General features: G+C 58.7%; 19 protein-coding genes. 13 read left to right on the top strand and 6 right to left on the bottom strand.

Annotation, left to right across the window (positions count from 1 at the left end; genetic code table 11):
- Window positions 1-16 precede the first annotated feature (16 nt).
- Complete coding sequence (locus GSQ91_RS02705; protein WP_158819723.1) at window positions 17-3052, bottom strand: DUF2339 domain-containing protein; 3036 nt, start codon at window positions 3050-3052, stop codon at window positions 17-19.
- Window positions 3053-3377: 325 nt separating this feature from the next.
- Between GSQ91_RS02705 and GSQ91_RS02700 the strand changes: the two genes are divergently transcribed.
- Window positions 3378-7583, top strand: coding sequence for a DUF3857 domain-containing protein (locus tag GSQ91_RS02700; RefSeq protein WP_158819722.1), 4206 nt, complete (start codon window positions 3378-3380; stop codon window positions 7581-7583).
- 59 nt (window positions 7584-7642) lie between these two features.
- Here GSQ91_RS02700 and GSQ91_RS02695 read toward each other — a convergent pair whose 3' ends face one another.
- Window positions 7643-8632 carry a hypothetical protein gene (locus tag GSQ91_RS02695; RefSeq protein WP_158819721.1) on the bottom strand — a complete coding sequence of 330 codons (990 nt, stop codon included), beginning with the start codon at window positions 8630-8632 and terminating at the stop codon, window positions 7643-7645.
- 168 nt (window positions 8633-8800) lie between these two features.
- Between GSQ91_RS02695 and GSQ91_RS02690 the strand changes: the two genes are divergently transcribed.
- Window positions 8801-9361, top strand: coding sequence for a hypothetical protein (locus GSQ91_RS02690; protein ID WP_158819720.1), 561 nt, complete (start codon window positions 8801-8803; stop codon window positions 9359-9361).
- Between the two features lie 143 nt (window positions 9362-9504).
- Window positions 9505-10248: a hypothetical protein gene (locus GSQ91_RS02685; protein ID WP_158819719.1), complete on the top strand. Its 744-nt coding sequence runs from the start codon at window positions 9505-9507 to the stop codon at window positions 10246-10248.
- 353 nt (window positions 10249-10601) lie between these two features.
- Here GSQ91_RS02685 and GSQ91_RS02680 read toward each other — a convergent pair whose 3' ends face one another.
- Complete coding sequence (locus tag GSQ91_RS02680) at window positions 10602-13253, bottom strand: ABC transporter permease (protein WP_158819718.1); 2652 nt, start codon at window positions 13251-13253, stop codon at window positions 10602-10604.
- A 1-nt stretch (window position 13254) separates the two neighbouring features.
- Complete coding sequence (locus GSQ91_RS02675) at window positions 13255-13611, bottom strand: PadR family transcriptional regulator (RefSeq protein ID WP_158819717.1); 357 nt, start codon at window positions 13609-13611, stop codon at window positions 13255-13257.
- A 476-nt stretch (window positions 13612-14087) separates the two neighbouring features.
- Here GSQ91_RS02675 and GSQ91_RS02670 point away from each other — a divergent pair, with 476 nt between their 5' ends.
- Window positions 14088-15077, top strand: coding sequence for a TIGR03435 family protein (locus GSQ91_RS02670; RefSeq protein WP_158819716.1), 990 nt, complete (start codon window positions 14088-14090; stop codon window positions 15075-15077).
- A 93-nt stretch (window positions 15078-15170) separates the two neighbouring features.
- Here the strand turns inward: GSQ91_RS02670 and mnmE are convergent, their stop codons facing one another.
- Window positions 15171-16568 carry a tRNA uridine-5-carboxymethylaminomethyl(34) synthesis GTPase MnmE gene (gene mnmE / locus GSQ91_RS02665; protein ID WP_158819715.1) on the bottom strand — a complete coding sequence of 466 codons (1398 nt, stop codon included), beginning with the start codon at window positions 16566-16568 and terminating at the stop codon, window positions 15171-15173.
- Window positions 16569-16719: 151 nt separating this feature from the next.
- Between mnmE and ruvA the strand changes: the two genes are divergently transcribed.
- The 7 genes from ruvA to GSQ91_RS02630 all read left to right on the top strand — a co-directional run bounded on the left by ruvA (window position 16720) and on the right by GSQ91_RS02630 (window position 23205).
- Window positions 16720-17316: a Holliday junction branch migration protein RuvA gene (gene ruvA, locus GSQ91_RS02660; protein ID WP_158819714.1), complete on the top strand. Its 597-nt coding sequence runs from the start codon at window positions 16720-16722 to the stop codon at window positions 17314-17316.
- Between the two features lie 165 nt (window positions 17317-17481).
- A complete protein-coding gene (locus GSQ91_RS02655; RefSeq protein WP_158819713.1) occupies window positions 17482-18537 on the top strand; it encodes a hypothetical protein in 1056 nt (351 codons plus the stop codon).
- On the top strand, window positions 18537-18866 hold the full coding sequence (locus tag GSQ91_RS02650) for a cytochrome c (protein WP_158819712.1): 330 nt from the start codon (window positions 18537-18539) through the stop codon (window positions 18864-18866). The genes GSQ91_RS02655 and GSQ91_RS02650 overlap by 1 nt, the downstream gene beginning before the upstream one ends.
- A gap of 32 nt (window positions 18867-18898) precedes the next feature.
- Window positions 18899-20179, top strand: coding sequence for a putative sugar O-methyltransferase (locus GSQ91_RS02645; RefSeq protein ID WP_158819711.1), 1281 nt, complete (start codon window positions 18899-18901; stop codon window positions 20177-20179).
- On the top strand, window positions 20166-21200 hold the full coding sequence (locus GSQ91_RS02640; RefSeq protein ID WP_158819710.1) for a hypothetical protein: 1035 nt from the start codon (window positions 20166-20168) through the stop codon (window positions 21198-21200). Before GSQ91_RS02645 ends, GSQ91_RS02640 begins: the two co-directional genes overlap by 14 nt.
- Window positions 21201-21402: 202 nt before the next feature.
- Window positions 21403-22416 (top strand): flavin reductase, encoded by a 1014-nt coding sequence (locus tag GSQ91_RS02635; protein WP_158819709.1) that lies wholly within the window; start codon window positions 21403-21405, stop codon window positions 22414-22416.
- A 42-nt stretch (window positions 22417-22458) separates the two neighbouring features.
- Window positions 22459-23205, top strand: a complete 747-nt coding sequence (locus tag GSQ91_RS02630; protein ID WP_158819708.1) for a gamma-glutamyl-gamma-aminobutyrate hydrolase family protein — start codon at window positions 22459-22461, stop codon at window positions 23203-23205.
- Between the two features lie 189 nt (window positions 23206-23394).
- Here the strand turns inward: GSQ91_RS02630 and GSQ91_RS02625 are convergent, their stop codons facing one another.
- Entirely contained in the window at window positions 23395-24024 is a 630-nt protein-coding gene (locus GSQ91_RS02625) for a hypothetical protein (RefSeq protein WP_158819707.1), read from the bottom strand.
- A 555-nt stretch (window positions 24025-24579) separates the two neighbouring features.
- Here GSQ91_RS02625 and GSQ91_RS02620 point away from each other — a divergent pair.
- The gene (locus GSQ91_RS02620; RefSeq protein ID WP_158819706.1) at window positions 24580-25242 is read left to right on the top strand and encodes a hypothetical protein; all 663 of its coding nucleotides are present in this window, start codon (window positions 24580-24582) and stop codon (window positions 25240-25242) included.
- Window positions 25243-25371: 129 nt separating this feature from the next.
- On the top strand, window positions 25372-26796 hold the full coding sequence (locus tag GSQ91_RS02615; RefSeq protein ID WP_158819705.1) for an erythromycin esterase family protein: 1425 nt from the start codon (window positions 25372-25374) through the stop codon (window positions 26794-26796).
- Window positions 26797-26832 lie beyond the last annotated feature (36 nt).

Below are 26832 nucleotides of genomic sequence, written 5' to 3'. Positions count from 1 at the left end.
AAAATTCCGCAAGAACTTATAAGAATTTAAGGACCGTCTCTTTGTAGCGCGAGTACAGGAACGACACCAGCAACAACGCCGCGCCCATCACGATGAGTGTAAGAAACCGGTCCGTGAGGGAGATACGCCAGATGTCATAGATGATGATCTTGCAGACCCCAAGCATCAACAGCGAAAGCCCCGCAAGCCTGTAACTGCGCTCTCCTACCGTCAGCGCGAAGAGGAATGCGAGCAGTCCAAGCACCCCCCATCCCATGGTGATCATCCCGGCATGCAGTTGAATGAACAGCAGCACGGCAATGAGTACCAGCGGCGTAAAGAAGAACGGCTGCTCCGGACGGAAGAGCGTGTACCTGCGCCAGTCAGACTTTGCCGCGGCTTGCGGCGCGAGCTGGCTGCGCACCCGAAACGCCAGTGGCAAAGCCAGCAGCATCAGCGCACAGGCTGCTCCAACGCAGAAGACACGCGAGCTGGTAAACGCAGTCGCCAGCGGCTCCGGCGAGAAGAGGTGGAACATCAGTTCGCGAACCGCCGCCGCAAGCAGCAGCACAAGAGACTGCGCGACAAACAGCGTGCGCTGCAGCCACCAGCCAAGCGCGATAAGCCCCAGCGCAAACAGCGCCCAGGCGATGCCGACCCAATCCGGCCGCACTTCAAAGTAAAGTAGTGCGGATGCCGCGACAGTACCAAACCACGCGGCTACGACACCCGCATTCCTCTCGAAGCTCGAAACTGGAAACTCGGCACGCTGTTCTTCCGCATGCAACCGCTGATAGACCCAAAAGTACGCCGCGATCAGCGGCAGTATGGTGTAAAGCCGCGGACTGAGGAAGTGAGATGCATCGCCAACATTGAGGTTGGAGAACCACAGGCGCACGAAGCTCGCCGTCAGCAGCGCGTACCCCTGATGACGGAGGTAGTTACGCCGCAGCATCGTGCCCACCTCGAATAGCAGCAACCCGAAGACACCCCACGCAATCGCCACAGCGATGGGCTCCAGCTCATACCAGAGCAGCGTACCGATCAGTGCCGCCGCCGCCCACGAGTAGGCAGGGGCGATGTAGTCAGCCACAATCCCATGCGCGCGTGTCTTGCGCCGCATCGCTACATAGAGCAACACACCACTCAGCGCAACGGTAATGGCGCGTAGTGAAAGCCCGTGCCAATGATCTGTGACGAACAGATTAACAGTGGCCGCGCGCAGGATCGCACCCGCGGCCAAAATATCGGCCTGTGTAGCAAGATTGCGCGACGAGAGCCGATCCGCAAACCATGCCAGCACCAGAACCGCGACCAGCCACGCAAGAATCGTCCACGCACCCGGAAAAAAGACCCACAGCGCAAGCGTCGCAACCCCCAGCGCCATATACGAGGTAAAACCAAGCCCCGCACGATCGATCTCGTCGGCAACGATAAAGCTCCAGCGCCGGGTGCAGAACTCTGCATTGAACCAGAACAGAACCGCAGCCGCAGAGAGCGTAATCCCGAGGTGCAGATGATGAGTGGCGTCCGCCTGAACCTGACGAAAGTCGACGAGTGGAGCAACGCCTGCCACCAACAACTGCGCCGTCGTAACAAAACCGGCGATCACGCCCAGCCGCCGGAAGACGATCTCCTTCATGCGCAGCCCAGCGATGAAGAGGACCTCAGCCTCCAGCAGCCAGAGCAGCGTCCAGTGCGATCCGTTGAAGCGGAGGGGAACTGCAGCGAGCAACAGAATGGACGCAATACTCGAGAGCACGATGAACGCCCCGCGCCACCTGCGCCGCGCCACAAAGGCGAAGACAAACTCTACAACACCAAGGGTGAGCAGCCCGTAGAACGCCCACTCCGGATGCGACGACTGATACTTGAGCAGCGACAATAGGCCAACGGAGTTTAAGATCGCCGAGAACGACGAGACCAACTCCTGAGTACGTGTCTTCGGCACACGCAACACATAGAACAGCCGGAAGATCAGCCAGTAGAACAGCAACAGCGCTGCGCTGCCGATAAACCCAGGGAACGGATGGCCCGGCTGGCCGCCATCGGGCAGCACGCGGTGCAGCCAGAGGAAGTGATTCAGGTAAACGCCGACCAGCCCCGCAAGCCCGAGCTCGAACCAGTACTCACGCGCTACAACATAGACGAGCCCCACGGCCAGCAACGCGCCTGCAACCAAACTGAACATCGTAACGTGGCTGATGCCGACGGTAACGAACGCCAGCAGAAACGCGAGCCCGGTGACGACCTGCGATTTGTACTTCAGCGAATGCGCCACCATCGCTGCCGCAACGATCAACATCAACACCAGGTCGACGGTCTGCGACTGCAGCACCTGCAGCGCGTCCACGTGATACAGCGCGAAGGTAACGAAGAAGGTCAGCGCCCAACCGCCGCCGATCAGCGCCCGCGCAAAGATGCGGTATTGCTGCTTGCGCTCCAGCAGTATGCCTCCACCCAATATCGCGAGGCTGAGTACGATCCCGATGGCACTCTTGCCAGCGGGTCCAATCGTACGCAGCAAAAGACCGAGTCCTCCCGCAAGTCCGATGACCACCGCGACGATACCAAGTTTGTTCAGCCAGTTCTGGCCAAAGCGCTCCTCGAACGACACATGCCGTTTCGGCGGTGGTGGCGGCGGAGGGACATGCGCTGCAGGTATCTCTGTCGGAAGCTCAGCAGCCTCAGCAGCCGAAGCCGTCTCGTAAGGTGCACTCGGCATTGGCAACACAATGTCCTGCGGCACGGCGTCAACTGACACAGACACCGGCACCGCTACAGTCTGAGCCACGACTAGCGGCTCCAGCAGTTGAGGCACGCCTTGCTCGGCCGAAGTGGCCACCACAGCGGCAGGGAACGGACCTCCGCGCACAATCGGCTCCGCGACAGGCTGCTGTGTTGCAGGCGACGCAGCGCGAGCGGCCTCCTCCAGCAAAAGAACGCGCTGGTGCAGGCGGCCAATCAGGTCGTTATGCTCCGCCAGCTTCCTGCGGTCAGCGGCACGGCCCCGCGTCCTTATAAAGAGCCACAAAACGGCAAGCACGAGTACAACGAGGACAAAGTCTTCCATAGCGATTTGCAGTTGAGTATTCCACGAATCCGGCTTTTCGCGTCTGTCTTTGCCGTTGTTTGTTTTTCGTCGTCATCCTGAGCCGTAGGCGAAGGACCCCCGTATTCGGGGTGGCACAGACGCAAAGCGCATCACAAACATTGGTGGTGTTTCGCTTTGCCTTTGTGGTGGCACGAATGCGGGGGTCCTTCAGCTACGCTTCAGGATGACGGCGAAGACCCCTCCATAACTCTCCCTATACCAACCCCTAAAATTTGCGCCGAAGACTCCCACGTCGTGATACCTTCGCTCCGAGCTACACTTCCCGATTGAGCGAACGATTCCCATGCCACACCTTCCGCACCTTGCCAAACTAGCCTTTCTCTCCGTTCTGCTCATGAGTTCTGCGCCCCTGCCGGCCCAAACTGCCTCCACTCCAACCACCGAGGCCACCGCCTTCAACGGAGCACCCTTTGCTTCCTCTGTAGAAGAGTTGCGCGCCGCCTCCTCCGCCATTCCCGCAGACCATAGCTACGACGTCCAGGTCCTGCTCGAAGAGGGCAGCTACCGCATCGCAGACGATGGCACGCTCTTCTACCAGCACCGCCTGATCTATCGCATCGACTCCGCCGCCGCCATCGACAACTGGTCGGAGGTCTCAGCCGACTGGGACCCCTGGTACGAAAAGCCCGTGCAGCTCCACGCGCGCGTGCTCCAGACCGACAGCCACTTCGCAGAGCTCGACCAGAAGACCATCACCGACGCTCCTGTAAAGGCCGAGGATGACGAGACCTTCTCCTCCGCGCACGTGCGGCGCGCGCCGTTACCGGGAATCTCCGTAGGCGCAATCATCGAGGAGACCGAAGCGGTTGAGGAAAAGACGCCCTACTTCACCGGCGGCAGCCTCTACCACTTCGCCTTTCGCCAGAACGTGCCCATGGCGCGTTCGCGAGTGATCGTCGATCTGCCCTCAACGCTTCCCTATAAGGATGCCGTTCATCATCTGCCGACACTCGCGATCAACCGCTCCGAAGTATCGGGACGACGCCACATCGTCTATGAGCTGACCTCGATTCCCGCGCTGCACGGCTCCGACATCGATCTCGAGACCAACACACCCGACACCCCGATGGTCGAGTTCGCAACCGGAGCTTCGTGGAAGGCAGTGGCCGCAGCCTATGCCACGTTGTCCGATCCTCAGACCGTTCCCGCCGACACGCAGTCCATTCTCCCCACCAATCTTCCCTCGAACCGCATCGAGCGTATCCGCGCCATCGTTGCGCGGCTGCACCAGGAAGTCCGCTACACCGGCGTCGAGTTCGGCGCTGCCCGGCTCACGCCGCAGCGTCCCTCCGAGGTCATCCACCGCCACTATGGCGACTGCAAGGACAAAGCCACGCTGCTCGTCGCCATGCTGCGCGCCGCCAACATCCCGGCCAACCTCGCGCTGCTCTCTGTCGGGCCCGGCATCGACGTCACGCCAGAGCTTCCGGGGATGAACCAGTTCGATCACGCCATCGTGTATGTCCCCCGTTCCGGCGCAGCACCGGCGCTCTGGATCGACGCCACTGCGGCGTTATTTCAGCCGGGCACGCTGCCCTTCGACGACGAAGGCCGCATGGCCCTCGTCATCGCGCCGGAGACCACCGGTCTGCTGCGCACGACTGACCCCAGCCCGCAGGACTCCACCCTGGTAGAGACCCGCGTCTTCACACTCTCGGAAAAAGGGCCTGCCCATGTCGTCGAAACCTCCGAGACCGGCGGCGCTATCGATGCGAACTATCGCTCCATCTACGGCGGCACGGACACCGACAAGATTCACCAGAACCTCGAAGGCTACGTCCAAAGCAGCTATCTCGCGAAGTCTCTGACCAAGGTTACGCATGGCGACGCCCAGGACCTGTCGCATCCCTTCCGCCTCTCTCTGGATATCGAGGGCGCTCGCCGCGGAGACACCGAGATGAACGAAGCTCTCGTGGTCGTCTTTCCCAACTTCGCCATCAACAGCCTGCCTCGCTGGTTCTCCGTTCCGCCACCGGTCGTAGGGCCGGATACTCCCTCTCAAACCAAACACGAACTCGAGCTGGCACAGCAGAGCCGCGCACCCGGCTATGTCTTTCATCCATTCCTCGACGAGCGCCGCGTCCGCATCCTCATTCCCGACGGCTTTGTGCTGCGCTCCCTGCCCCCCAACAAGACAACGCCGTTAGGCGACGCTGTTCTGACCGAGACCTACAGCGACTCCGAACCAGGCGTCATCACTGCCAGCTTCCGCTTCGATAGCGGCTCCGGCGTACTGACCACCGACCAGGCCCTGGCCATGCGCTCCGCCGTCCTGGAGCTCAATAAGCGCGACTACGTAGGCATCTACTTCGACCAGGTCGGCGCGAAGGCGCTGGCTGAAGGCCACATCCGCGCCGCGCTGGACGCGGACCGCGCCCTCATCGCCGCACATCCTTCCGATGCCCTGCACCATGTCCGCCTCTCCACAGCGCTGCTCCAAGCCGGCATCGGCGATGGAGCGCGCGCCGAGGCACATCGCGCCATCGAGCTCGACCCCAAGTCGTCGGTCGCCTTCCTGAATCTTGGTTGGACGCTGCAACACGACAGCCTCGGCGTACAGTTTGGCAAAGGCTTCGATCTCGCCGGCGCCATCGCGGCCTACAAACAGGCGAGCGTGCTGGACCCTGACGACAACGATCCGCGCTTCGATCTCGCCGTGCTCTACGAGTTCGGCCCGCGCGGAATTCGTTATGGCGACGACTCCAACCTGACCGCGGCCATCGCCCAATATCGCGACCTGATCGAGCGAACCAAGGATAAGGAACCCGCCGCCAACGCACAGGACCAGGACAACCTCCTCTACGCCCTGCTCTATGCCAAGCAGTACGCCGAAGTGGACCGCACGCTCGCGACCCTGCCGTTCACGAACACGCGGGCCGCGTTGTCTATCGTCTCCGCCGTTGCGCAGCACGGAGCTGCAGCAGGCATCGCGCAAGCCGATAAAGGCAACGTAGCCTCCGCCGACCGCAACAAGAATCTTCTCGCCGCCGGCGCCCTCCTGGCCGAACTGCGGCTCTATCCCGAAGCCTCCGAGGTGCTCAAAGCAGGCATCGCTACAGGCAGCGATGCTCCAACGACAGCGCGGCAGATCGAGATGTATCGCGCCCTCCATCCGGCCTCACTGGCTCCGCTGCCGGCCTCCGATCCCGCCGCGCCCATGCAGAGCGTCACCTTCGGCCTCTTCGCCGGAACATTAACGCATGACACGATTGCCGCCGCCCTGAGCCGCCACTCCTACACCTCAGACGCAGCCTTCGAACGCGACGTGCAGAAGACCCTCCTCTCCTCCGGCTCCCTCCGCCCGGTCGCCCGCGCGGACGGCATGTCCGAGATCGTGCTTCTCGACTTCATGGTCGGCAACATGGCCTTCAGCGCCAGCGGCGACGACGCGACGGGCCATCCCATCCTCGTCCAGACCCCGGGCGGCACTCCCATGCACTCCTTCGTCGTGCGCGAAGATGGAGCCTATCGCCTCGTTGGCGGCGACACCGACAGCAGCAACTTCGGCAACGCCGTCCTCTTCGCACTCGCCCACAACAATCCCAAACAGGCCAAAGCGATCCTCGATTGGAAGCGTGACCTCCTCCACAAGCAAGGCGGCGACGATGCCTTCGCCGGCCCGATCTTCCCGCGCTTCTGGACCGTCGACAGCTCCAAGCCCGACGCCGATTCGCCCGCAGCCATGCGCCTCGCCGCGCTCTCTCTGCTCGCGGGATCCATAGACGCAAAGCCCTATCTCGCCGAACTGGCCGAGGACCGCGAGAAAGCCAGCGGCCAACACCAGACCGACCTCGATCTCCTGATCGCCTACGCCGCAACCGGCGCGGAGCAGCCCGCTATCGCACTACCCGCAGCCAAGCGATTGTTAGACCAGGAGCCCGACTCACTGACAGCCCTCGAACTTCTCGGCCAGACCTATGCTCTGCAGGGCGACTCCGCCGCATGGCTCGCGATGCTGACGCCACGATTGGAGAAACGTCCCAAAGACCACGATCTGCTCTCCGAACAAGTCCGCGCCTACGAGAGCGCGCACAACTACGCCGCGGCACGCAAGGCAGCACAAGCCGTTCTCGACTCCGGCAAGGCCAACTCCAACGACTACAACGGCTACGCATGGCTGGGACTCTTCGACCAGCACCTCGGCGAAGAAGAGCTCAAGGCCGCACAACAGTCGAACATGCAGAGCAAGAACTCCAGCTTTGCTGACCTGCACACTCTGGCCTGCATCTACGCCGCAGAGGGCCGCACCACGGAGGCCCGCCAGGTGCTCGACCAGGCCATGGCCGCCAGCAGCCTGACAGAGCCGAACTCAGAGGTCTGGTACGCACTGGGACTCATCTACGAACAGTACGGCGCACGCGACGCCGCCCTGAGCGCCTACCGCAAAGTCCAAGCCCACGAACTAGACGACCACACCTACATCGACCCCATGTCGACCTACCTGCTGGCGCAGGCACGCATCACCGCGCTGAATACACCGGGCAAGTAACAAATGGAGGATGAATGCCATCCTGCTTCGTCGCGGTGACGATTTGTCCTGTGTCTCATTTAATGGAGACACCCCGGAACTTGCTGGTTGCGGTCTTGCTCTGAATCCAGCGTTAGGCTGTCGCCTGTGAGAGGCAGGATCACTTCCGTGCCTATCGGCAGAGTGCGGCCGACGCAGTTCAGGTCATCTCGCAGTTCGACGCGAATGCCGATCAGCGGCTGGGCCGGATCGTTGTGGGCGTAGGCATACTCGAACCCGCTGTGCAGGGGCACGCCGCGGAAGGGTAGAACGGGATCGGGCTGCATTTCATCGAATGGATTCAGAGTGACCGATCCGATGTGGCCACTCTCGTCCAAATAAACCACCTGATGAGGTATGAGTGTTAGGCCGATTTCCGAGAGATAGAGGACACCACCTTCAGGAACCGTGAACTTGGTCTGAGAAATACTTTCCAGTTCAAAGCCGGCCGGGAAAATCTGCTTGGCGGCGTGGTAATCCTGCGCCAGAATGCAGCTCATGAGTTCGTTGTGGTAGTCGAATTGTGCGTTTCCTCCGCCCTTGCAATGCCACGAACCGAAGGTCTGGTCTCCAGAAAGGGTACCGGACCAGAACCCCTGTGCATTGTGCTCCAGATGGCCTTGCCAGAGAACGCCCGCGAAGCGGGCCGGGCTGTGCAGGTCGGCCCAGTAGAAGAAGTCGTGCTTGTCCGTGTTCCACTCCACCGTGGTACCTGCAGGCAGCGTGCCAGTAGCATTGAGCGGAGGCTCGGTGTTCTCTACGACGGTATCTGTAATGAGCGTCACGGTGAGGCGCTTCCGTTCCGCCGCCTCGTATTCGTCTTGTGCTTTGCGTGCACGCGTGGACGCAAGATCAAAATATCCATAGCTGGCCACGCATAGGATCAGCACGCAGGACAATATCGCACTGAGGATACGGACCACTCCGGCCCAGCGCACAGCCACAAAGGCCAGCAAGCCAGCGGCAACCAGCGTTACCGGCCAGAAATGGCCGAGCACAAGCCAAATCGCAAACCAGATTGGGAAGGACATGCTCATGTGTTTTCAGATGCCTGTTTTTCGTTAGCGTACATAAGAGCCCGTTTCTTGAGATGGTCCCATACAGTACTGGTGTTCCCTCCGATGCAGGTGATGCTACGCTTTTAGCCAGCTTGCGCATTCCGCTGCAATCCTGACGTGAGGTCGTAATTGAAGCATCCGATGCTCTTACCTGACTCCGAAACCCCGTCTGCCTGGACCCGATGGTGGCGCGTTATTCGACGGATTCTGATCACAACGACAGCACTCGTGATCGTGAGTATCTGGGCTTTGATTGGACCGCTGCCGAAGCACATGATGAAGGCACGACACGACTGGTTGACCGCTCCGGATGACCCTCACCCGCAGTACTACTTTGATGGCGCCCGTGGAACGCTGGCGTCCAGCGGCACCGGCGGGAACTGGACAATGTACGCTTCCGAGTGCGTGTCGGGTCAGGCGCGGATGTTCTATGGCGTTAGCCTCTCCGATCGCACCAATCCGGCTTTGGCAGCGCGCATCGTTCAGCCCGAATCCGGCGTGGAGCATGTGACCGTGCAAATACCCAACAGCGACAAAGAGGTCACCTTTAACCGGCAACAATGTTCGCTCTGGGATGTCGACATTCAATATGACAGGACCGTGTTCAACGGCATTCGAGAGCTTGCTGGGCACGCGCGATTTGAGTGTTCGCAAGGTGACGCTCACATCGTCGGAAATCTTGAACTTCGCAAGTGCCATTAAGCATTGCGGACGCTGACTCCAGAGTCGGCAATCGATCCGACAGGACGCCCCTTGAGTCATTCCGTTGCCAATACTTCCGAATATGAATTGGACGCCTGATCGATGCTCCGACAGTACCAATCATGAAGGAGAAAAGAAGAACGATGGCAGAGGACATGCTTCGACGATCTGTGATCCGCCGTCACCCCGTGCTTACCGGCATTGCGCTGCTTCTCTTGTTGAGTGGTCTCTCGGGAGCCCTGTATCTTTCTCTGTACACCGACCCAACGATCACTACCGAAAGTGGAGTCGTGGAGACACAGCCCGCTCCTTTGGACCTTCGCTCCTCCAGGCTGGCCATTCTTACCGTGCAGTTCGATACCGAAGGCTGCTTCGATCTATCTGGCCAGCTTCCCGATCCCTTCGCAGAGCAGTATCTTGCCCACGAGCTTACATCGCGCACCCGATCCATTACATTGCTTCCCAATGGAAGTCTGATGGATTTCATGAAGACACACGAGAATCGTCATACGATGGCGGAGGCATGCGACTCTGTTCTCTCATCCGACATTTTCACGCGACCCTCGCCCGATCTGGCGCAGGCGCTGCAGCATCTCGGCCTCGATGCGGTTCTCATGGTCACAGAGCGGGATGACTATCAGCCGTTCCAGCCCAACTTCATGACCGCCGCCTCAGCGCCGGATACGAACTTTGTCACGATTACGGGAGTGCTGTTCGGAGCAGACGGAGCACGCTTCTGGTCCTACGAAACCCAGCTCGCCGGCACTCTTCGAGAGCATGGGCTTGCCAGCAATCTCCTTCATCTGGAGCCTTCCATGTCAGAGACACGTCGGCAGACAGCCGCCGTCTTTGCAGAGGCACTCACGAAACCACGAAAGCGTGATTGAGTGCCTTTTCGACAACATCCGAAGAACAGCTAAGGGACCCCGCATTGGTGGCTGCACGAATCTCTGAGGCAATGCGCGGCACAACGTTCGTATCGCGCATCAAGACCCCTGTATTTTGGTTGCATCACCCCTGCTGTACGGCGACGCAAATCCCGGAAGGGTCTGGCTTCAGCCAAGCCGTAAAAAGCCGCTCCGCAGGAGCCTACCTCTCTGCCGAAGAACCGGGCCCCAGCGAGCCGCTTTTGCTCGCTGGGTGGTAACGCTGGAGTGGAGGCGCAGCCGCAACGACTAAATTGCTCTCTTTCGTATTCCCTCAACCGCAAACGGAATTGAGCCAAATGCATCGCACCTGCCTACTCCGTGCGCAATGCCTGCATCGGTTCGACACCTGCAGCCCGCCGCGCCGGCAACAGACACGCCATTGCCCCGACCAACAACAACACTCCAACCGCACCAGCACTCAGCACCGGATCATAGGGACTGACCTGAAAAAGCAAGCCTCTGACCATACGCGCCCATGCGAAGGCCACAGCAACTCCAGCCGCAGCACCAATGGCAACCGGTACTAGCCCATCGCGAAGCACCAGCCCATAGAGACTCGCCCGCTGCGCTCCAAGAGCCAGTCGCAATCCCATCTCGCGATAGCGCTGCGAGACCGAATACGTCAGCACCCCATAGATGCCGAGCCCTGCAAGAAAAAGCGCGCTCACCGCAAAGAGCAGCAGCAGATCCATCTCGAAGCGCCGGTTCGCCACCGAATCTGCAACGAGGCCACCCAGCGCCCGCACCGTCGGAACCGGCACACCTGGATCAACTCCCCAAATCGCCTGCCGAATCACCTCCGCCATCTCCGAAGGGTCCTGATGAGTCCGCACCACCAGCCCACCCATCGGTTCTGAGCGATACCAGTACGGCACGTAAATCACCATATCGTCAGGTTTCTCCAACGAGACTGTCCGGGCATCCGCGACCACGCCAACCACCGTGAATGGTTTTTCGGTAGCTGGATCTCCCAGGTTGAACTGCCGCCCCAGCGGATCTTTTCCCGGCCATAGCGTCTTCGCTGTCTTCTCTGAAACCAAGGCCAGATTCTTCTCCCAGTGCCCTTCGCCGAAGATTGTCCCAGAGATCGTCCGCAGCCCGATGGCTGGAAAATATTGGGGGCTCACAGCGCGAACACTCTCCAGCGGCAACTGCGGATCCGGTCGACTGTCTCCCGTAACTCTTGCCATCGCTCCCCATCCGCCTCCAGCCAATGGCAGGACACTCGTGAAGGCTGCATGCTCCACACCCGCCAACCCATTCATACGCACAAGGAGTTCGCGGTAAAACGCCGCGCGATGCTGGTCATCGCGATAGGACTCTGCGGGCAGATTCACCGTCGCCGTCATTGTCCGCTCCGTTGTAAATCCGGAATCTACCTTCATCAGCTTCGCCACGCTCGTAATGAGCAGTCCCGTCGTGAGTACCAAAACGACACTCACCCCAGCTTCAACGGCAATCAGAATGCGACGAGCGCCGTAGCTTCTCGACGATTCGCTGGTCAGACGCGAGTCGCTATGCAGAATTTCCTGCGGAGCTGTATTGGACACGATGAACGCCGGCGTTGCTCCCGCTGCCAGTGTTGCCAGCACCGCCAGCAGAAGCGCGCATCCTACTCCAGCCCAATCCAGATGCAGAGACTCTCGAAAATTCAGCGCAGGAGGCAGATATCGCTGCATGCTCGGAACGAGACCCGCTGCCAACAGAACTCCCAGCCCACCGCCCAGAACGGTCAACATGGCGGTCTCGCGAATGGCCATGCGTACCATCTCCGCACGGCTTGCCCCTAACGCGGCAGCCACCGCGAATCGCCTCTTCTGGCTGATCGCGCGGGAGAGCAACAGGTTCGTGATATTGACACACCCCACCAGCAGCAACCCCGCTACCGCCGCCAGCAGAATCATGAGCGGCTTTCGGTTATCTCCTACAAGCTTTACCTGAAAGGGCGTAATCGTCGCAGAGAGGGCAGCCTTCTCACTCGCAGGCAGACTTGCGGAGATCCTCTGCTGCAGCGCATTCAGTTCGTCGTTCGCCGCAGCGGTCGAGACTCCCGGCTTCAGCCGCGCCAGCCCGAAGTAATTCAGATCACCCATCACTTCGGCCAGCCGCCCCTTCGAGAACACCAGCGGCAACAGGATGCCGATCGGGACGTGCTGATTGGAACTCCCAAGGTTGTCCAGGGTCTGTACCGAAGGCATGTGAAACGACTGCGGCATCACGCCGATAATCTTGTAAGGAAACCCATCCAGCAAAATCGTCTTACCCAGAATGTTCGGATCTCCATCGAACTGCTTGCGCCACAGGGCATACGTGAGTACCGCAACATGCCCCTGCCCCGTCTGCGCTTCCTCAACCGTGAACCCTCTTCCCTGAGCCGGTTGCACCTGCAGCACGGAAAAGATTCCCGGCGTAGCCATCAGGGCCTCTATCTGCAAAGGCCGTCCGCTGCCGCCAAGGGGCATGGCCCATTGCTGCATCAGTGACATCGAGTCGAAGCTGCTGCTGTGCTGCTGCCAGAATGCAAAGTGGTTCGCGCTCACCGGAAATGTTGGATTGATATTGCTCCACTCCGCCACCTTCTCTTCCATCGTCACCAGGCGGTCCGGTTGCGCGAACGGCAGCGGACGCAGCATCACGTCATAGACCAGCGTGAAGATCGCCGTCGTCGCACCAATGCCCAGCGCCAGCGTCAGCATCGCGACGATGCTGAATCCCGGCGACCTCCACAACTGCCGCAAGGCATAGCGAGCATCCTGCAACAGACGTTCGAAAAATGCCGAACCCCATGCCTCGTGGGTCTGTTCTCGAATGAGCGTCGTGTTGCCAAACTCGCGCCGAGCTACATAATGGGCCTCTTCCGCCGACATGCCGTTTTCACGCAGCTCCTCTTCTTCCAGTTCTATGGCCAATTGCAACTCCCGCTGGAGCTCCGCATCGCGCTTCCGTATCTGCCACCATCTCATCTCAGATCTCCTCGGATGTCGGCCACATCACGCGCGCCACCGCTTCCGCCATCTGCTTCCACTGCGACTCTTCGACCACCAGCTGCTTCTTACCCTTGTCCGTCAACCGGTAGTACTTGAACTCGCGGTTTCGATCGGGAGCAGTCTCCCATTTAGCGTTGATCCATCCCCGTTCCTCCAGGCGATGCAGGGCAGGGTAGAGTGACCCGTGCTGCATCTGCAGAAAGTCGTTCGTGGTCCGCTGAATATGCTTCCCGATCTCGTGACCGTGTCCAGGTCCATGCAGAAGCGTCCGCAGAATAAGCATGTCCAGCGTGCCCTGCAAGAGGTTTGCGCGCGGCTGTGTTTGTTTCGCCATAGAAGACAATCTACCCTCGATATTGTGGCAAGGGTAGACATTCGACTATCGATTGTCAAGGATTTCGAGCACTACCCGATAAGCCATATCCAATGCGACTTGTATTTAAATTCCCCACAAATGCCGTCGCGTTCCGTTGCGAACCGCCGCGCCCGTTGCGTCAAGGCTTTTCCTGCACTCCGCAGCGGAACGATGGCATGAGGATCAGGCCCCCAAAGCAGGCCGCCTAACTCGTGCCTGCTTACGACGCTTTTGTTGTACCAAAGCACCCTTCGACGACCGCCGATGAGACGACTCTGCAACTGCCGCAACTCCGACATCGATCGCCTCACCATAGATACGAATGAGGCGCTCCGGGATCACCGCGATGAGACGTACGCACAAGTGAACTATCGTCCGATCGCTCGAACGGGCTATAGTAACGCGGGACATCGTTATGATCGAGAAGACTATCGCAGTTCAACGGAGAATCGGTCATGCGGTACATCGCCCCAGAGATCTTCAAGCGCATCGAACCAGTCGCAGGTCGGTCGTTCCGGCGCAAAAAATCATGGGCGCGACTCGTCGTGGCGCTATTAGTTTTCGCGAATCTACTCTCGAGCGTAGCAGCGCAATCCTTGGATGGTCCCTCTGGAAAGTCTCAGGAGACTTTTGAAGTTGCTTCCATCAGGTCCGACAAGTCACCCGGGCGGCCGGTATCAGACTTTCCGATTGGGCCTGGCCGGAGTTACGTGCCTCGCAGAGGAAACTTCAGGGCAACACATTTGGGGCTTCTTCAGTATGTCGGATTTGCCTACGATCTGACGGATAACCAGATGGATTACTTAGCCGACAACGTACCAGAGTGGGTGAGAACAGAGTCATTCGACATATCAGCGGTTGTAGAAGGCAAGCCAGGCAAAGACCAATTGCGCGATATGATGAGGTCCCTCCTTGAAAGTCGATTCAGCCTGGTGATCGACAAGCAGGACCGCGAAGTCGGGGTATTAGCGCTCGTTCTCGCAAAGCCAAGAGTCACGGGGCCAAACCTTTTGCCACACTCATCTACGCAGCCGTGTCCACAGACTGCGCCGACTGCTGAGTCAAATGAAACCGTTTCAGGAGGCTTTCCTGCTGCCTGCCATGGAGTTGTCGTGCTTCCAGCTAGTTCCCCTGGTCGGCTTCGACTAGGGGCCCGCGATGCGACCCTGTCTTTTATCGCTGATGCTTTAAGCGCATTAGCCATAGCTAGCTTGGGACACCCGCTGGTAGACAGGACGGGGCTGCCAGGGACATTCGACTTTACCCTCGAATACTCGCCTGAGCTGAACGGTCCTCTGCCACCCGACGAGACATTCCATCCGGATCCATCAGGACCGACGTTTCGGGAGGCTTTGCAGGAGCAACTCGGACTCAAACTTGAAGCTCAGAAAGCGACAGTAAAAGTCTTCGTCATCAATCACGTGGAACATCCAACTGAAAATTAGACCCGCGAAACCTTCTCGTCTGCATTGGCGAGATAGGCAGGGCTTACAGCCCTCAACTTCTTCTCCCGCACCTTACCTGAGGCAAAGTGAACTTCACTTCCCAATACAAAAGGTCGAAAATATCCGCCCAAGAATATCGTCGGTCGTAGTCGCACCGGTAAGCGAGTCCAGCGCACGCAGAGCTGTGTGCAGATCCAGCAGCACAAGCTCATGAGGCAGCCCATTCGCATTCGCCGTTTGCGCCGCAATCAGTGCCTGCAGTGTTGCGGCAACCGCCTCCTGCTGACGCAGATTGTTCAGTGCACCAGAGTCCGCAATAGCACCCTCCGCCTGCAGCGCGCGCAGGATTGCCGTACGCAAAGTATCAAGCCCCTCACCTGTGAGCGCAGACGTAAGAATCGAAGCCCCCTCGCTGGAGAGTCCGTACGCATCCCTCAAGTCGATCTTGTTGAGCACCAGCAGATGCGGTCGGCCTTCAAGCGACGCAGCCAAAGCGCGTTCTTCCTCCGTCATCGTCTGCGTAGCATCATGGATGAGCAGCACCAGGTCCGCATCGGCGAGCGCTTCGTGCGAGCGCGTAATGCCAATCGCCTCCGCTTCATCGGCCGGAGCATCGCCTTGCAGGCGCAGCCCCGCCGTATCGATAAGGCGCAGCGGAACGCCGCCCAGCGCGAGCGACTCCTCGACCGTATCGCGCGTAGTGCCGGGCAGCGGCGTCACGATCGCGCGGTCGCGTTCCAGCAGCCGATTAAAGAGTGACGACTTGCCCGCATTGGGCCGCCCCACCAGCGCCAGGGAAGCTCCAGAACGCATCATCTGCCCGCGACGAAAGCTAGCAGCCAGAACCTCCAGCGGTGTGATCACAGCAATGATCGCTGCTTCAATCTGAGCAGGCGGTACTACGTCAACGTCATCCAACTCACCCGACGCGAAGTCCATTCCAGCTTCGAGCAGCGCGATCAGGTAGAGCAGCGATTCCTTCGCCGGGGCAACGCGCCGGCTCATCGCTCCACCCATCTGCTGCGCTGCAACGCGCGCCTGATCCAGCGTCTGCGCGGCGATCAGATCGTGCACCGCCTCGGCCTGCGTGAGATCGAGCCGCCCAGAGAGAAAGGCTCGCTGCGTAAACTCGCCCGCCGTAGCAAGACGCGCTCCCTGCGCCAGCGCCGCGCGCAGGATCGCCTCAAGGATGACCGGCGAGCCGTGCGCGGCAATCTCCACAAGGTCATCGCCGGTATAGGAGTGCGGCGCAAGGAACGCAGTAACAATAGCGTCATCGAGCGTCTTAGCCTCCGGGCTCTCCGGATCGAGCACGCGCGCAAAGCGTGCACGCGCATGCTCCAGCGGCTGCGCCAGCTGAAGCAGCCGCGCCGCGACAGCCAGCGCCTGCGGACCCGCCAGCCGCACAATGCCAATCCCACCCCGCCCCGGCGGCGTCGAAACGGCGACGATGGTATCGGCATCAAGCGAACTGGGGTGCGGTGTGGACATCGATATTTAGACTACAGGCGATAAAGCAGGAAACAGAAAGCAGCAAACAAAACGTACCAAACCCGCTCCAATAGCACCGTGCAGCCGCTTTTCCTGTTTCCTGTTTGCTGTTTGCTGTTTCCTGCCTTCCTGTTCTTAGTAGAATCGCCCTGTGATCGCCCATCTACGAGGACTCATTCTCAGCAAATCCCCCAACGCCGTCATCGTCGACTGCAACGGCGTCGGCTACGAGCTTGCCATCTCTGTCTCCACCTTCACCGAGCTCGGTGCGGAGGGCTCGGCAGTAAAGCTGCACGTCCACACCCATGTGCGTGAGGATGCGCTCGCGCTCTTCGGCTTTGCCGAGCTGACCGAGAAGCGCCTCTTCGAGAAGCTGCTGACCATCTCCGGCATCGGCCCCAAGTTAGCGATCACCGTTCTAAGCGGCATCAGCGCCGAACGACTGGTCGGGGCCATCCGCGCAGGCGATCACGCGACGCTGACGAAGATCCCCGGCATCGGCAAGAAGACCGCCGAACGCGTAGTCCTGGAGTTGAAGGACAAACTCGACGACATGGTCGGCTCCGTACCCGAGACCGGCGCCAAACCGTCCCTGGGCGCCGTCGCCGACGACGTACTGAGCGCACTGGTCAACCTCGGCTACCCCCGCCCCGTTGCGCAGAAGGCGGTAGAGACCGCCGCGAAGGATACCTCTGTAGCCAGCGACTTCGAGCAGTTGTTCCGGGCCGCAATGTCGGCGGTGCGATAGAGAGGATGAGCCAAATCTGTCGGTAATTAATGCGGCCGCTGAGCATGACTGCGTTGATGAACTGAAGCTGTACCAGGGTGAAACCTCATCGATGACAAACCGATGACACCCTTCAGACATTTCCCGGACACACTTCATTGAGCCGTTCGATAGCTTGAAATCACGATGAGCTATCTAACGCCTTTAAGAAACATCAGACTCTCGCATCGCAGCGCCATCGCGCTGCTTTCAATGGGTGCGCTCTGCCTCGCATCCGCCCTGGTGGCCCAGGACGTCCCATTAATCTCCGGCGCCGGAAGTTTCACAACGAACACCACCGGTGGCAATACAAGTTATCAACCTGCACTAACTCCCGTGCTGGTAGCGCCCGTCGGCCAGCATCTTCTGTTCGAGTCGCGTGCTTACATCGTCGACAGCATCAACCCACAGCCGCACACCGGGTACGACACGCAATTCCATGTCGGAGTGGCCTATGCGCAGGCGGACTATTTTCTGAACTCGCACGTAACGCTTGTTGGCGGCTTCTCCCTTATTCCCTTCGGCACCTACAACGAGCGGCTCTCTCCTATCTGGATCAATCCTTTGCAGGATGCCCCGTTGATCTATGGCATTGGCAATCCAGGAAGCGGCTCCGGCACAGGCGGACAGATTCGCGGCAACATTGTCTCGAACGAAAATTATTCGATTACTTATGCGACGTATTTTTCCGCCGGCAGTACCGACTTCCAGATCAACTCATCCCGTTCTACGGGCGGGCAGGTAGAGCTCTACCTGCCGAAAGCGCGGCTTGAAATTGGAACCTCCTATGGCCGTCTGCTCGAGCACGACAAGATGAACGCCATCGGAACCCACGTCTGGTGGGAGCCCGCAAACATTCCGCTGAAGCTTCGCTCCGAGTACGCCCACGGCCCGCACTCCCAGGGCTACTGGGTCGAGACCGACTATCGCCTCTCCCAGTTCCACGGCGAGAACAGCGCTATCGGCAGGCTGGAGCCGATCTTCCGCATTCAGCAGACATTCCGCAACAGTCCCGATAACAACGACGAACTGCCTGCGCAAAATACGCAGCGGGTGGACTTCGGCCTGGACTATCACCTGCCGCATGAGGTGCGCATGAACACCAGTTACGCGCGGCAGTTTTCTTCTTCAGGCAATGTCAATATCTGGGAGACGGCTCTCATCTATCGCTTTCTCTTTCCCACCTGGAAGGGTAAAAAATAATGAACAACCTACTGAAAAATATTACGAAGAATATTCCAGCCGTCTCCCTGGGTGTTTTATTACTGGCTGCGGGCCCACTCTCTTCTCAGACGTCCGACCCCAACTCCGCCGCAACCACTACCAACCAGAAACCCGCGAAGGTCAAAGCCGTACACGCGACACAACCTCGTGATGGCCAGCAGGTCTTCGCGCAGAACTGTGAGCGCTGCCACAATGCGCCGCAGGGCTTCTCCCCCAGCATCTCTGGAACGGTAGTCAAGCATATGCGTGTACGCGCCAACCTGAGCAAGGAAGACGAACAGGCTCTCATGCGCTTCTTCAATCCATAGTCTTGTTCCTGCAGCCTGCCTCGGAGTCTCCCGTGCTCAAATTCAAACATGTGCTCCAGCCATTACGGTCCATACGCGCCACGCAGCAACTCGTCGCGACGCGTATGGACATGCGCAGCTTCGCCGAGCGCGGTGAGCGCAGCTTCGCCCACGATCCTCGCTACAACCTCCAGAGCATTACCGAAGGCTTTGCTTCCCGCCTCAATACGAGCGACGACGACACCGCACTTCTCGATCGAATCTGCACCGCTTACATCGCAACCGCCGCGCAGCAGCACCTCGAGAACATAGCCCAGCAGCACACCGCGCCCGATGTTTACAAAGCCACCCGATGGTGGGAAGAGATACAGCAGCGGAGTCTGCGCCCCGTGATGCATGCGTTGATGACCCGCGACATTACAGCTCTGCGCGCCATCTACAGCAACTTCTTTCGCGACCCCTGTTCCACCGGTCTGGTCAGTGTGCCCTACGGCATGACCAGGAACTACTTCGGCTCGACGATGAAAGATATTCATCGCCGCGTCTACTTATCCGACACCCTCTATCGCATCGACCATTGGCAGTCGCGAACCGAAGGCCGTTACCCCTTGCACGACCTCGCCACGCCTGATGTCGGCAACCCCTTCGGAGCCTTGGTCGATGGAACCCTCGTCAGTGTGCATTCCGACTTTCGGCACTACTGCGCCCACAGACTGGCCGACCTGCTCCAATCCGGAACATCGACTGTCGTTGAGATTGGTGGCGGCTTCGGCGGTACAGCCTACTATCTGCTTCGCGACCGGCCCGGAATCAAATACCTCGACTTCGATGTCCCCGAGAGCATCGCACTGACCTCCTACTATCTGATGAAGGCCCTCCCTCATCTCACCTTTCTCCTCTACGGCGAGAAGCCTCTGACCGAAGAGTCGATCTCCCAGGTAGACGTAATCCTAATGCCTCTGTTCGAGATGGAAAAGGTGCCGTCATCGAGCGTCGCTATTACCTTCAGCATTCACGCCATGTCCGATCTCTCCCCCGAAGCGCTGACCTGCTATCTCGACAACATCGAACGCACGACGAAAGACTTCTTCTACTCCGTCGGCGTAGATCGAGCGGAGCCATCCATGCCCTCACTGATAGGCCAAAACTATAGGTCTTTCAGGCTGAAGGAAAAGCTCCCCTCGGGCTGGCACGATCATAAATTCGTGAGCGCCTCCGAGATAGAGCGACTTTATCGCATCAATCAATTAAACCAATCCATAAAAAATCAATTAGATCGATCCATAAAAGCTACTCGCACGAACCTCGGAGAACATTCGTATGTCGATCGTTAAAAAACTACGCAGGCTCGCCGCGAATTTTGTATTCGGCAGTATGAGGGTTCCTCTGCGATTCTTTCTCGGGCTGCAAAGCCCACAGGCCGAGGTCTCCGTGTGGCTGTATGGAATGGACACACCCCGGGACGTGACCTTCCATCACTCCATGGCCTGCGCCGCTCCGTTCACGGTATGTATCGCGTTCGATAAAGACCGCGTGCCCAGTGAAAAAGAACGTAGTCGCCTATCGCTGAAGCTCCGTGAACACGATGGCAGGAAACGTGTATTGGGCGAACTCCGTCTGAAATATACTGCGGCCTCTTCCACGTCCGGCCCGGAACTTATGTTCTTCGAGGTCACGAGCGCGAAGAACTACTGTCTGCCGCGGCTGCGCCTCTGGGCCCACCGTCTGCGCGCTGCTTATTCGATATGGCGCACCGGCGGTGACCAAAGCTTTAACTTTAAGATGACGCCCCTCGATCACCGTGCAATGGAGGTAATCTTCATCTGCCCTCGTCCGATCATGCTGGTAAGTGTGCTCGAAGAGTCCGGGGGAAATATGTTCCCCATGAACGTGATGGGGCAGATCGACGATTCTTACTTCGCATTCTCGCTAAAAGGCTCGAAATTTCCCGCGCACCTTGTAGAACGTGTCGGACGTGTTGCGCTGAGCAGCATACCGATGCCGCAGGCTGACGTCGCTTATCGCCTCGGCCCGAATCATGGCACAAAATCCATTCACTGGCATGACCTTCCTTTCGCAACAAAACCATCGACGGCATTCCGAGTTCCGGTCCCTATCTTCTCCCTGCGAGTGAGGGAGATGGAAGTTGAAATCATTCCCAAGCTTGGGAGCCATACCTTCTTTGCGGCACGTATCGTCCACGACGAGCTCTTCGCCGAAGGCCTGGAGTGGGCTGTAGCTCATGGACACTATGCCGCCTGGCGATACAAAAGGCACAGCACGGAACTGGTGTCGTTGTTAATAGAGAATGCGCGTATCAAGGGCGACGGGCCATCTGATCGTTTACCGATGTAAAGAAGCTTCACGAAAGCTATAGCACTGCGACTCGTTGAAAGTTGTTCTTGCTTTTCTGGTTTGTCATTCCCGCAGGGAATCTGCTTTTGCTTTTGTACTTGCTTTTCTAGCTTGTCATTCCGAGCGCAGCGAGGAACCTGCTTTCTCCCGTTTTTCGCCAGTACGACTACAAACACTATCTGCCAGCAGAGCAGGCAAAAACATGTCGATCCTTCCCAAAACCCGCAGAGCGCTCAAGCATCTCTTCTTCGGCGAAACCGCGCTTCCCGAGGAGTTCACCGTAGGAATCGTCGAGCCGCAGACAGAGATTGCCTTATGGCTGCATGGGATGGGTACACCCGTAGATGTCACCTACCGGTACTCTACCGCGTGCTCCGACCCTTTTGTGCTCTGCCTTCCCTTCGAAGAAGGCAGAGCACCTGCGGGTAAAGACCGCGATCGCCTGTCCCTAAAGTTTTGCGAACGAAGCGGACAGAAGCGCGTGCTGGGTGAGATCGGACTTACATGGAAAGAAACGATCCCGGCAGCCGGTTCGGAATTCTTTTTATTCGTGCCGCGTAACGCAAAGAATGATTGCCTGCCGAAGCTGCAGCTCTATGCCCATTATTTATTGCACGCCTATAAGCAGTGGGCAACGGTGAATACCTCTGGAGTTACGATGTCCTCTCTTCACCGCCGCGCCGCGATGGTGTCGTTCATCCGCCCACACCCTGTCATGCTCGGCAGCATCCAGGATGAACTAGGCGGCAATATCTTCCCGATGAATATCATGGGAGACCTTGGCAACGACCGCTTCGGCTTTGCCCTGAAAGACTCCAGGCGGGCCGCACATCTTGTGGAACGAACCGGACGCATCGCCCTGAGCAGTGTGCCACTCTCGCACTCGTCCATAGCTTTTAAATTTGCCGCGCACCACTTCAGGCAATCCGTTGATTGGAACGAACTACCCTTCGCGACGAAGCCTTCGTCCACATTCCATATCCCTGTGCCGGTCTTCGCCTTGCGAGTAAGAGAGCTCGAAGTAGAGAAGATCCACAAGATCGGCAGCCACACCTTCTTCGTGGCCCGCATCCTGTCCGACGAGCGCTTCTCCGAGGCCCCCGGTCTCAACGTAATTCATGGCTACTACCAGGCCTGGCGTCTAAGAGGCCGTCCTGCGGATCTAAAAGCCTCCCGAGCGCAGGATGGCTTCAATAAGTGTGGGCACTACGAATAACCAGAAAACACTCCCGCTTTCAACTACCATCGAACCAGAGCCATGAAACCGCGCATCGCCATTCCCGTACCCACCAGCACCGACCTCTCCTACAACCAGCGCTCGTGGCCGGCCTACGCCGAGGCGGTCTCCCGCTCCGGCGGAGAGCCCGTACAGATCGATCTCACCCTGTCGCCCGCACAGATCAAAGAGCTTGCGGCAACCTGCCAGGGAGTCGTCCTTCCCGGCAGCCCCGCTGATCTCGATCCCACACGCTACACCGCCGAACCCGATCCAGCCACCTCGCCCGCTGACCCCGCACGCGAGACCATGGACAATCTTCTGCTCGAAGACGCAGCCGCCCACACCAAGCCGGTGCTCGGTATCTGCTTCGGCGTGCAGTCGCTGAACGTCTGGCGCGGCGGCTCGCTCGTACAGGACCTCAGCCCGCTGCCGGTCAACCACTCCGCCGGTCGCTCGGTCGCTATCGCGCATACGGCGATGATCTCCGAATTCAGCGTGCTCGGTTCGCTGCTCGAACCCACGGAAGCGCCGCTGGTCGACGACTATCTGCGCCTCCCCATTAACACCAGCCACCATCAGTCGATTGCGATTCCCGGCGACGGCCTGCGCATCGTAGCGCGCTGCCCGGACGATGGCGTCGTCGAAGCCGTCGAGAACGACCCCGCTCTCACGCCGCAGTTTCTCATCGGCGTGCAATGGCATCCGGAGCGCAGCTACGACATCAGCTCCGCCTCCCGCGCCCTCTTCCAACGCCTCGTCGACGAAGCAGGGAAGACGACCGTATAGACCCCCAACCCTGTCATTTCGACCGACCAACGGGAGCGGAGAAACCTCAGCATTTAGCAGATGCTTGCGTTGTAGAGGAAGCTACGGAAACACACGATCTTCGTTCCCCTGCTACCTACTCTGACTACTTTCGCAGAAACCCACATCTGGAACGACCGCCCCATACGAAACGCGCCCTGGCGACTCCTACTATTTCAAGGCCTTGTCGTACAGAGTCAACGTAGCGCGCGTAATGTCGGACATCGTTCGAATGTCGGCCATATCCTGCCGCACATGCCCAATCGCGCTCTCAATGTCTGGCGGCTTCATCTCACGCGGGTCGCGTCCTTTTACGATGTAGGTCGCCAGGAGTTCATCGTCACTGAAGGCCTTCGCCACCGCCTCTTCGAAGAACTGTTGTTCCTGATACGCCGCGGAAAATCGCTGCGCCTCTCCGTAATTCATGTAACTCAAGACGCCGGTAGCGGCCGCGGTATGCCAACCCGCGCTCTGCAAGGGTTCTACATTAAAGTCCCAGTCCCATACTTTGGGATCACCCTTCGTGCCCTCACGAAGATCCTCCAGAAACTTCAGCACATTCGCAAGCGCATCGAGTTCTCGATTGGTCTCCTTCTCCATCGACACGAGCGTAACCCGGTTCTGCGTCAACTCCTCGCGCAGCGTCGCTTCCGCCTCCTTGCGCTCGTGGCGATGCTGTGCCGCCTCCACGCCGGCCTCCAGCCCGAGGGCGATCAGCAGCCCGACCGTGATCGTAAGCAGGTGAATAAAGAAATCGCGAACCCCAGAGATTCCATGGTGAGGTGGATGAACATCAAGCATTCTTTTGACTCTCCGTTTGCAACAGAGTAGCAGCTACGACATCAGCGCCGCCTCCCACCCACGTCGGCGAAGCGACGAAGACAACTGCACCGGAAGAGAACAGAACCCCTATAGATGCGTTTCTGTTTTGGGTTTTGGGTTTGGGTTTGGGTTTTGCTTTTCTTGTTGTCATTCCCGGAGGGAATCTGCTTCTGCTCTTGGAAGTAGCAGCAGACTCGGGGCCGCAAACAAGCACCAATCAGAACCAGTTTTATTCCCAATACGCTTCACATAACGCAATTTGCCGGAAAACGGAGTATGACACCCCTTCGGGCCAACGGCCCGAGATATACCAGCCCAGGGCAAGCGGACTCCGCGCAACGAGCGAAGCACGTTGCGTCGAGGAAAGCGTCGCCCTGGGTAGAGTGTCAGGGGAGTGTAGCGGGCTGAAAGCACGCGATATCGTGCCACCACTATCGCCCGCCCTCTTGGCTCTTTCCCAACGCGCGAGCCTATGACATTCTCTCTATAGTCGGAATGACCCTGCCCGCTCCGCGTTACTTATAGGTGTAAGCCGTGACACCCCATCTCAGATCCCTGCGCCCCCTCTATCCGGCGATCATCCTTTTCCTTCTAGCCTCTGCAGCCGCACAAGTACAAACAGGTTTCCATGAGCCATACAAATGGAATTGGAAACTCAGCCGCGGCTGGCCGGCTCACCCTACCTTAAGGACTGCGCCTCTCTCCCGCGCGGAACGCGACGCCATCTTCAAAGCGAGCTACGACGCCTTCGTGAGCGACAAAAACTGGAGCGAGCGCATCTCCCCTGGATCCGAGTGGCACCAAGCAATCTGGGAGGCACGAATCAAGCTGATGGATCTCGATGGTGACGGCACTCCGGAGGTCCTTCTCATGGGCAACGGCCTCGAATCCTCCGGCGACGGCAACAGCTCCTTCCGCATTCTGAAGAAGCAGGGCACCCGTTACAAGGTCATCCTGGATGGTATCGCCGAGCAGGTAACCCTAGACACACGCTTCGACCCGAAGCATCCCATCGTTGCTCTCTATGGCCATTACTCCGCCTCGGATGGCGATCTGGAACTCTACCGGATCGGATCAGATGACCACCTCCACTACCTTGCGAAGTACCTGGTTACATGGCCTGCAAGCAAGGGCGCTTTCGAAGCGACACCGACGCTGGAGCGCACGGATCATCGCTCTCCGCACTTTGACCGCTGACGAAAGCATCCTGTAGCTATGGAGATCTTCCGGGCCTCAGCGTTGCCTCGCTGGAACTTTAGCTTCTGCTGCGCGTATTAAGAGTCACAGCCTGTGTCATGTCGAAGAAATGCCTTCCCGGAGTCGACCGTGTCTATATCTTCGAGGAATATCACCCTTTCCTTTCGCGTCTATGTTCTTGCGTTGTTGATCGCAGGAGGGTCATCTTCTCTTTTGCAGGCGCAGCGCGCTGAACCCCTGGACCTGAACGCGCCCACCGACGAGCAATATGCGTTCTTGAGTCCATTGCTTAAAGATGTCGAGGTCGTGTCGCTTGCCGAATCGATCCACATCACACATGAATTCCCGCTCGCTCGATTGGGTATCGTTCGCTGGATCAATCAGAACTCTGGTTATCGTGTTCTGGCCTTCGAAGGCTCCCCTGAGGACATGTGGATTAGCCAGGATGACTTTATAAAGCACCCCGACAACGCGTCGGACTCCACTTCCGGTCTGTTTCCCCTCTGGAATACGGAGGAGATGAGTTCCATCTTTGCTTACGAGCGTAGTACCTGGTCGAGCAGCCATCCTCTCTATATAACGGCCTACGACATTCAACCTGGGACCAGTAGGGGCACGCAAGGACCGAGCGTTTTCGGACTCTTGCAGGAACATCTTGTTCAATATGCGCCACCACCCTCCGGATTCAACGCCGCTGCTTGGGAGGCCGCGCTGACTCCCTTGATAGGCGCATGCGGCAACTACGAATCGTCAGAGGAAGAGAAAGCTGAGCAGGCTATCGAACTTCTCGAGCAATGGATCGCTATCGCCGCGCCCAGGGTTGAGGCCGCGTACCCCAATCTTCCAATGCACGCCGCTGCCCTTCGTCTCATTCCGCAGAATCTGCGGCAGTCGCTTGCCCTATGCCAAACCGTCGGAGGTGCTGAAGTCAGCCAGCGAAATTGGCGAACTTATAAGCAGACCCGTGATCGACTGGCAGCACAGTACGCCTTATCTCTAAAGATGGCCTCGCCAAACCGCAAGCTGATCCTTTGGGCCCATCTATCTCATCTGTTTTACGACTCTGAAGGAAAGAACACGTCTGTAGGTGAAATCCTTCACCAAACACTCGGACCGCGGTTATACACGATCGGGACATTCGCTCTGGGCGGCGGCACGATTGTCCTCTTCAGCAACCCCAATGACGACTACGGATATACGCGCGTTTTCGGCATTTCCAGAGGCATTAAAGCATTTACGACTCGACATTGCCCCGAGGTATGCTTTACCGATCTCCGCCATTTGCCCCCGGATTCACCAATGGCTGGTCCCCAGCGCCTCTGGTTCGAGGCCACGCCAATGACACTTCCGTTAGCCGATGACGTTGACGGAGCAATTTGGGTAAAGAATGTGCACACCCCGCATCTGCGGGTCTCTCCGCTTTTGTTTTTGATCATGGTAGGCAAACACTATGTTCCGGCTGCTGTCAGCTTAATGGTTCTCTTCCTCGTACTGCTCCTCTGGTTGGCCTATAGACGGAGACAACGCAAACAGCCCAGGATTGATCGGTCTTAGCGAGGGCAGCGCAAACGCCTGAACAGTCACCAATTT

Origin of the sequence: Granulicella sp. S156, from assembly GCF_009766105.1 — a bacterium.
GTDB lineage: Bacteria > Acidobacteriota > Terriglobia > Terriglobales > Acidobacteriaceae > Granulicella.
The sequence above is the reverse complement of the archived record's forward strand: the minus strand, read 5'-3'. Positions and strand labels throughout refer to the sequence as shown.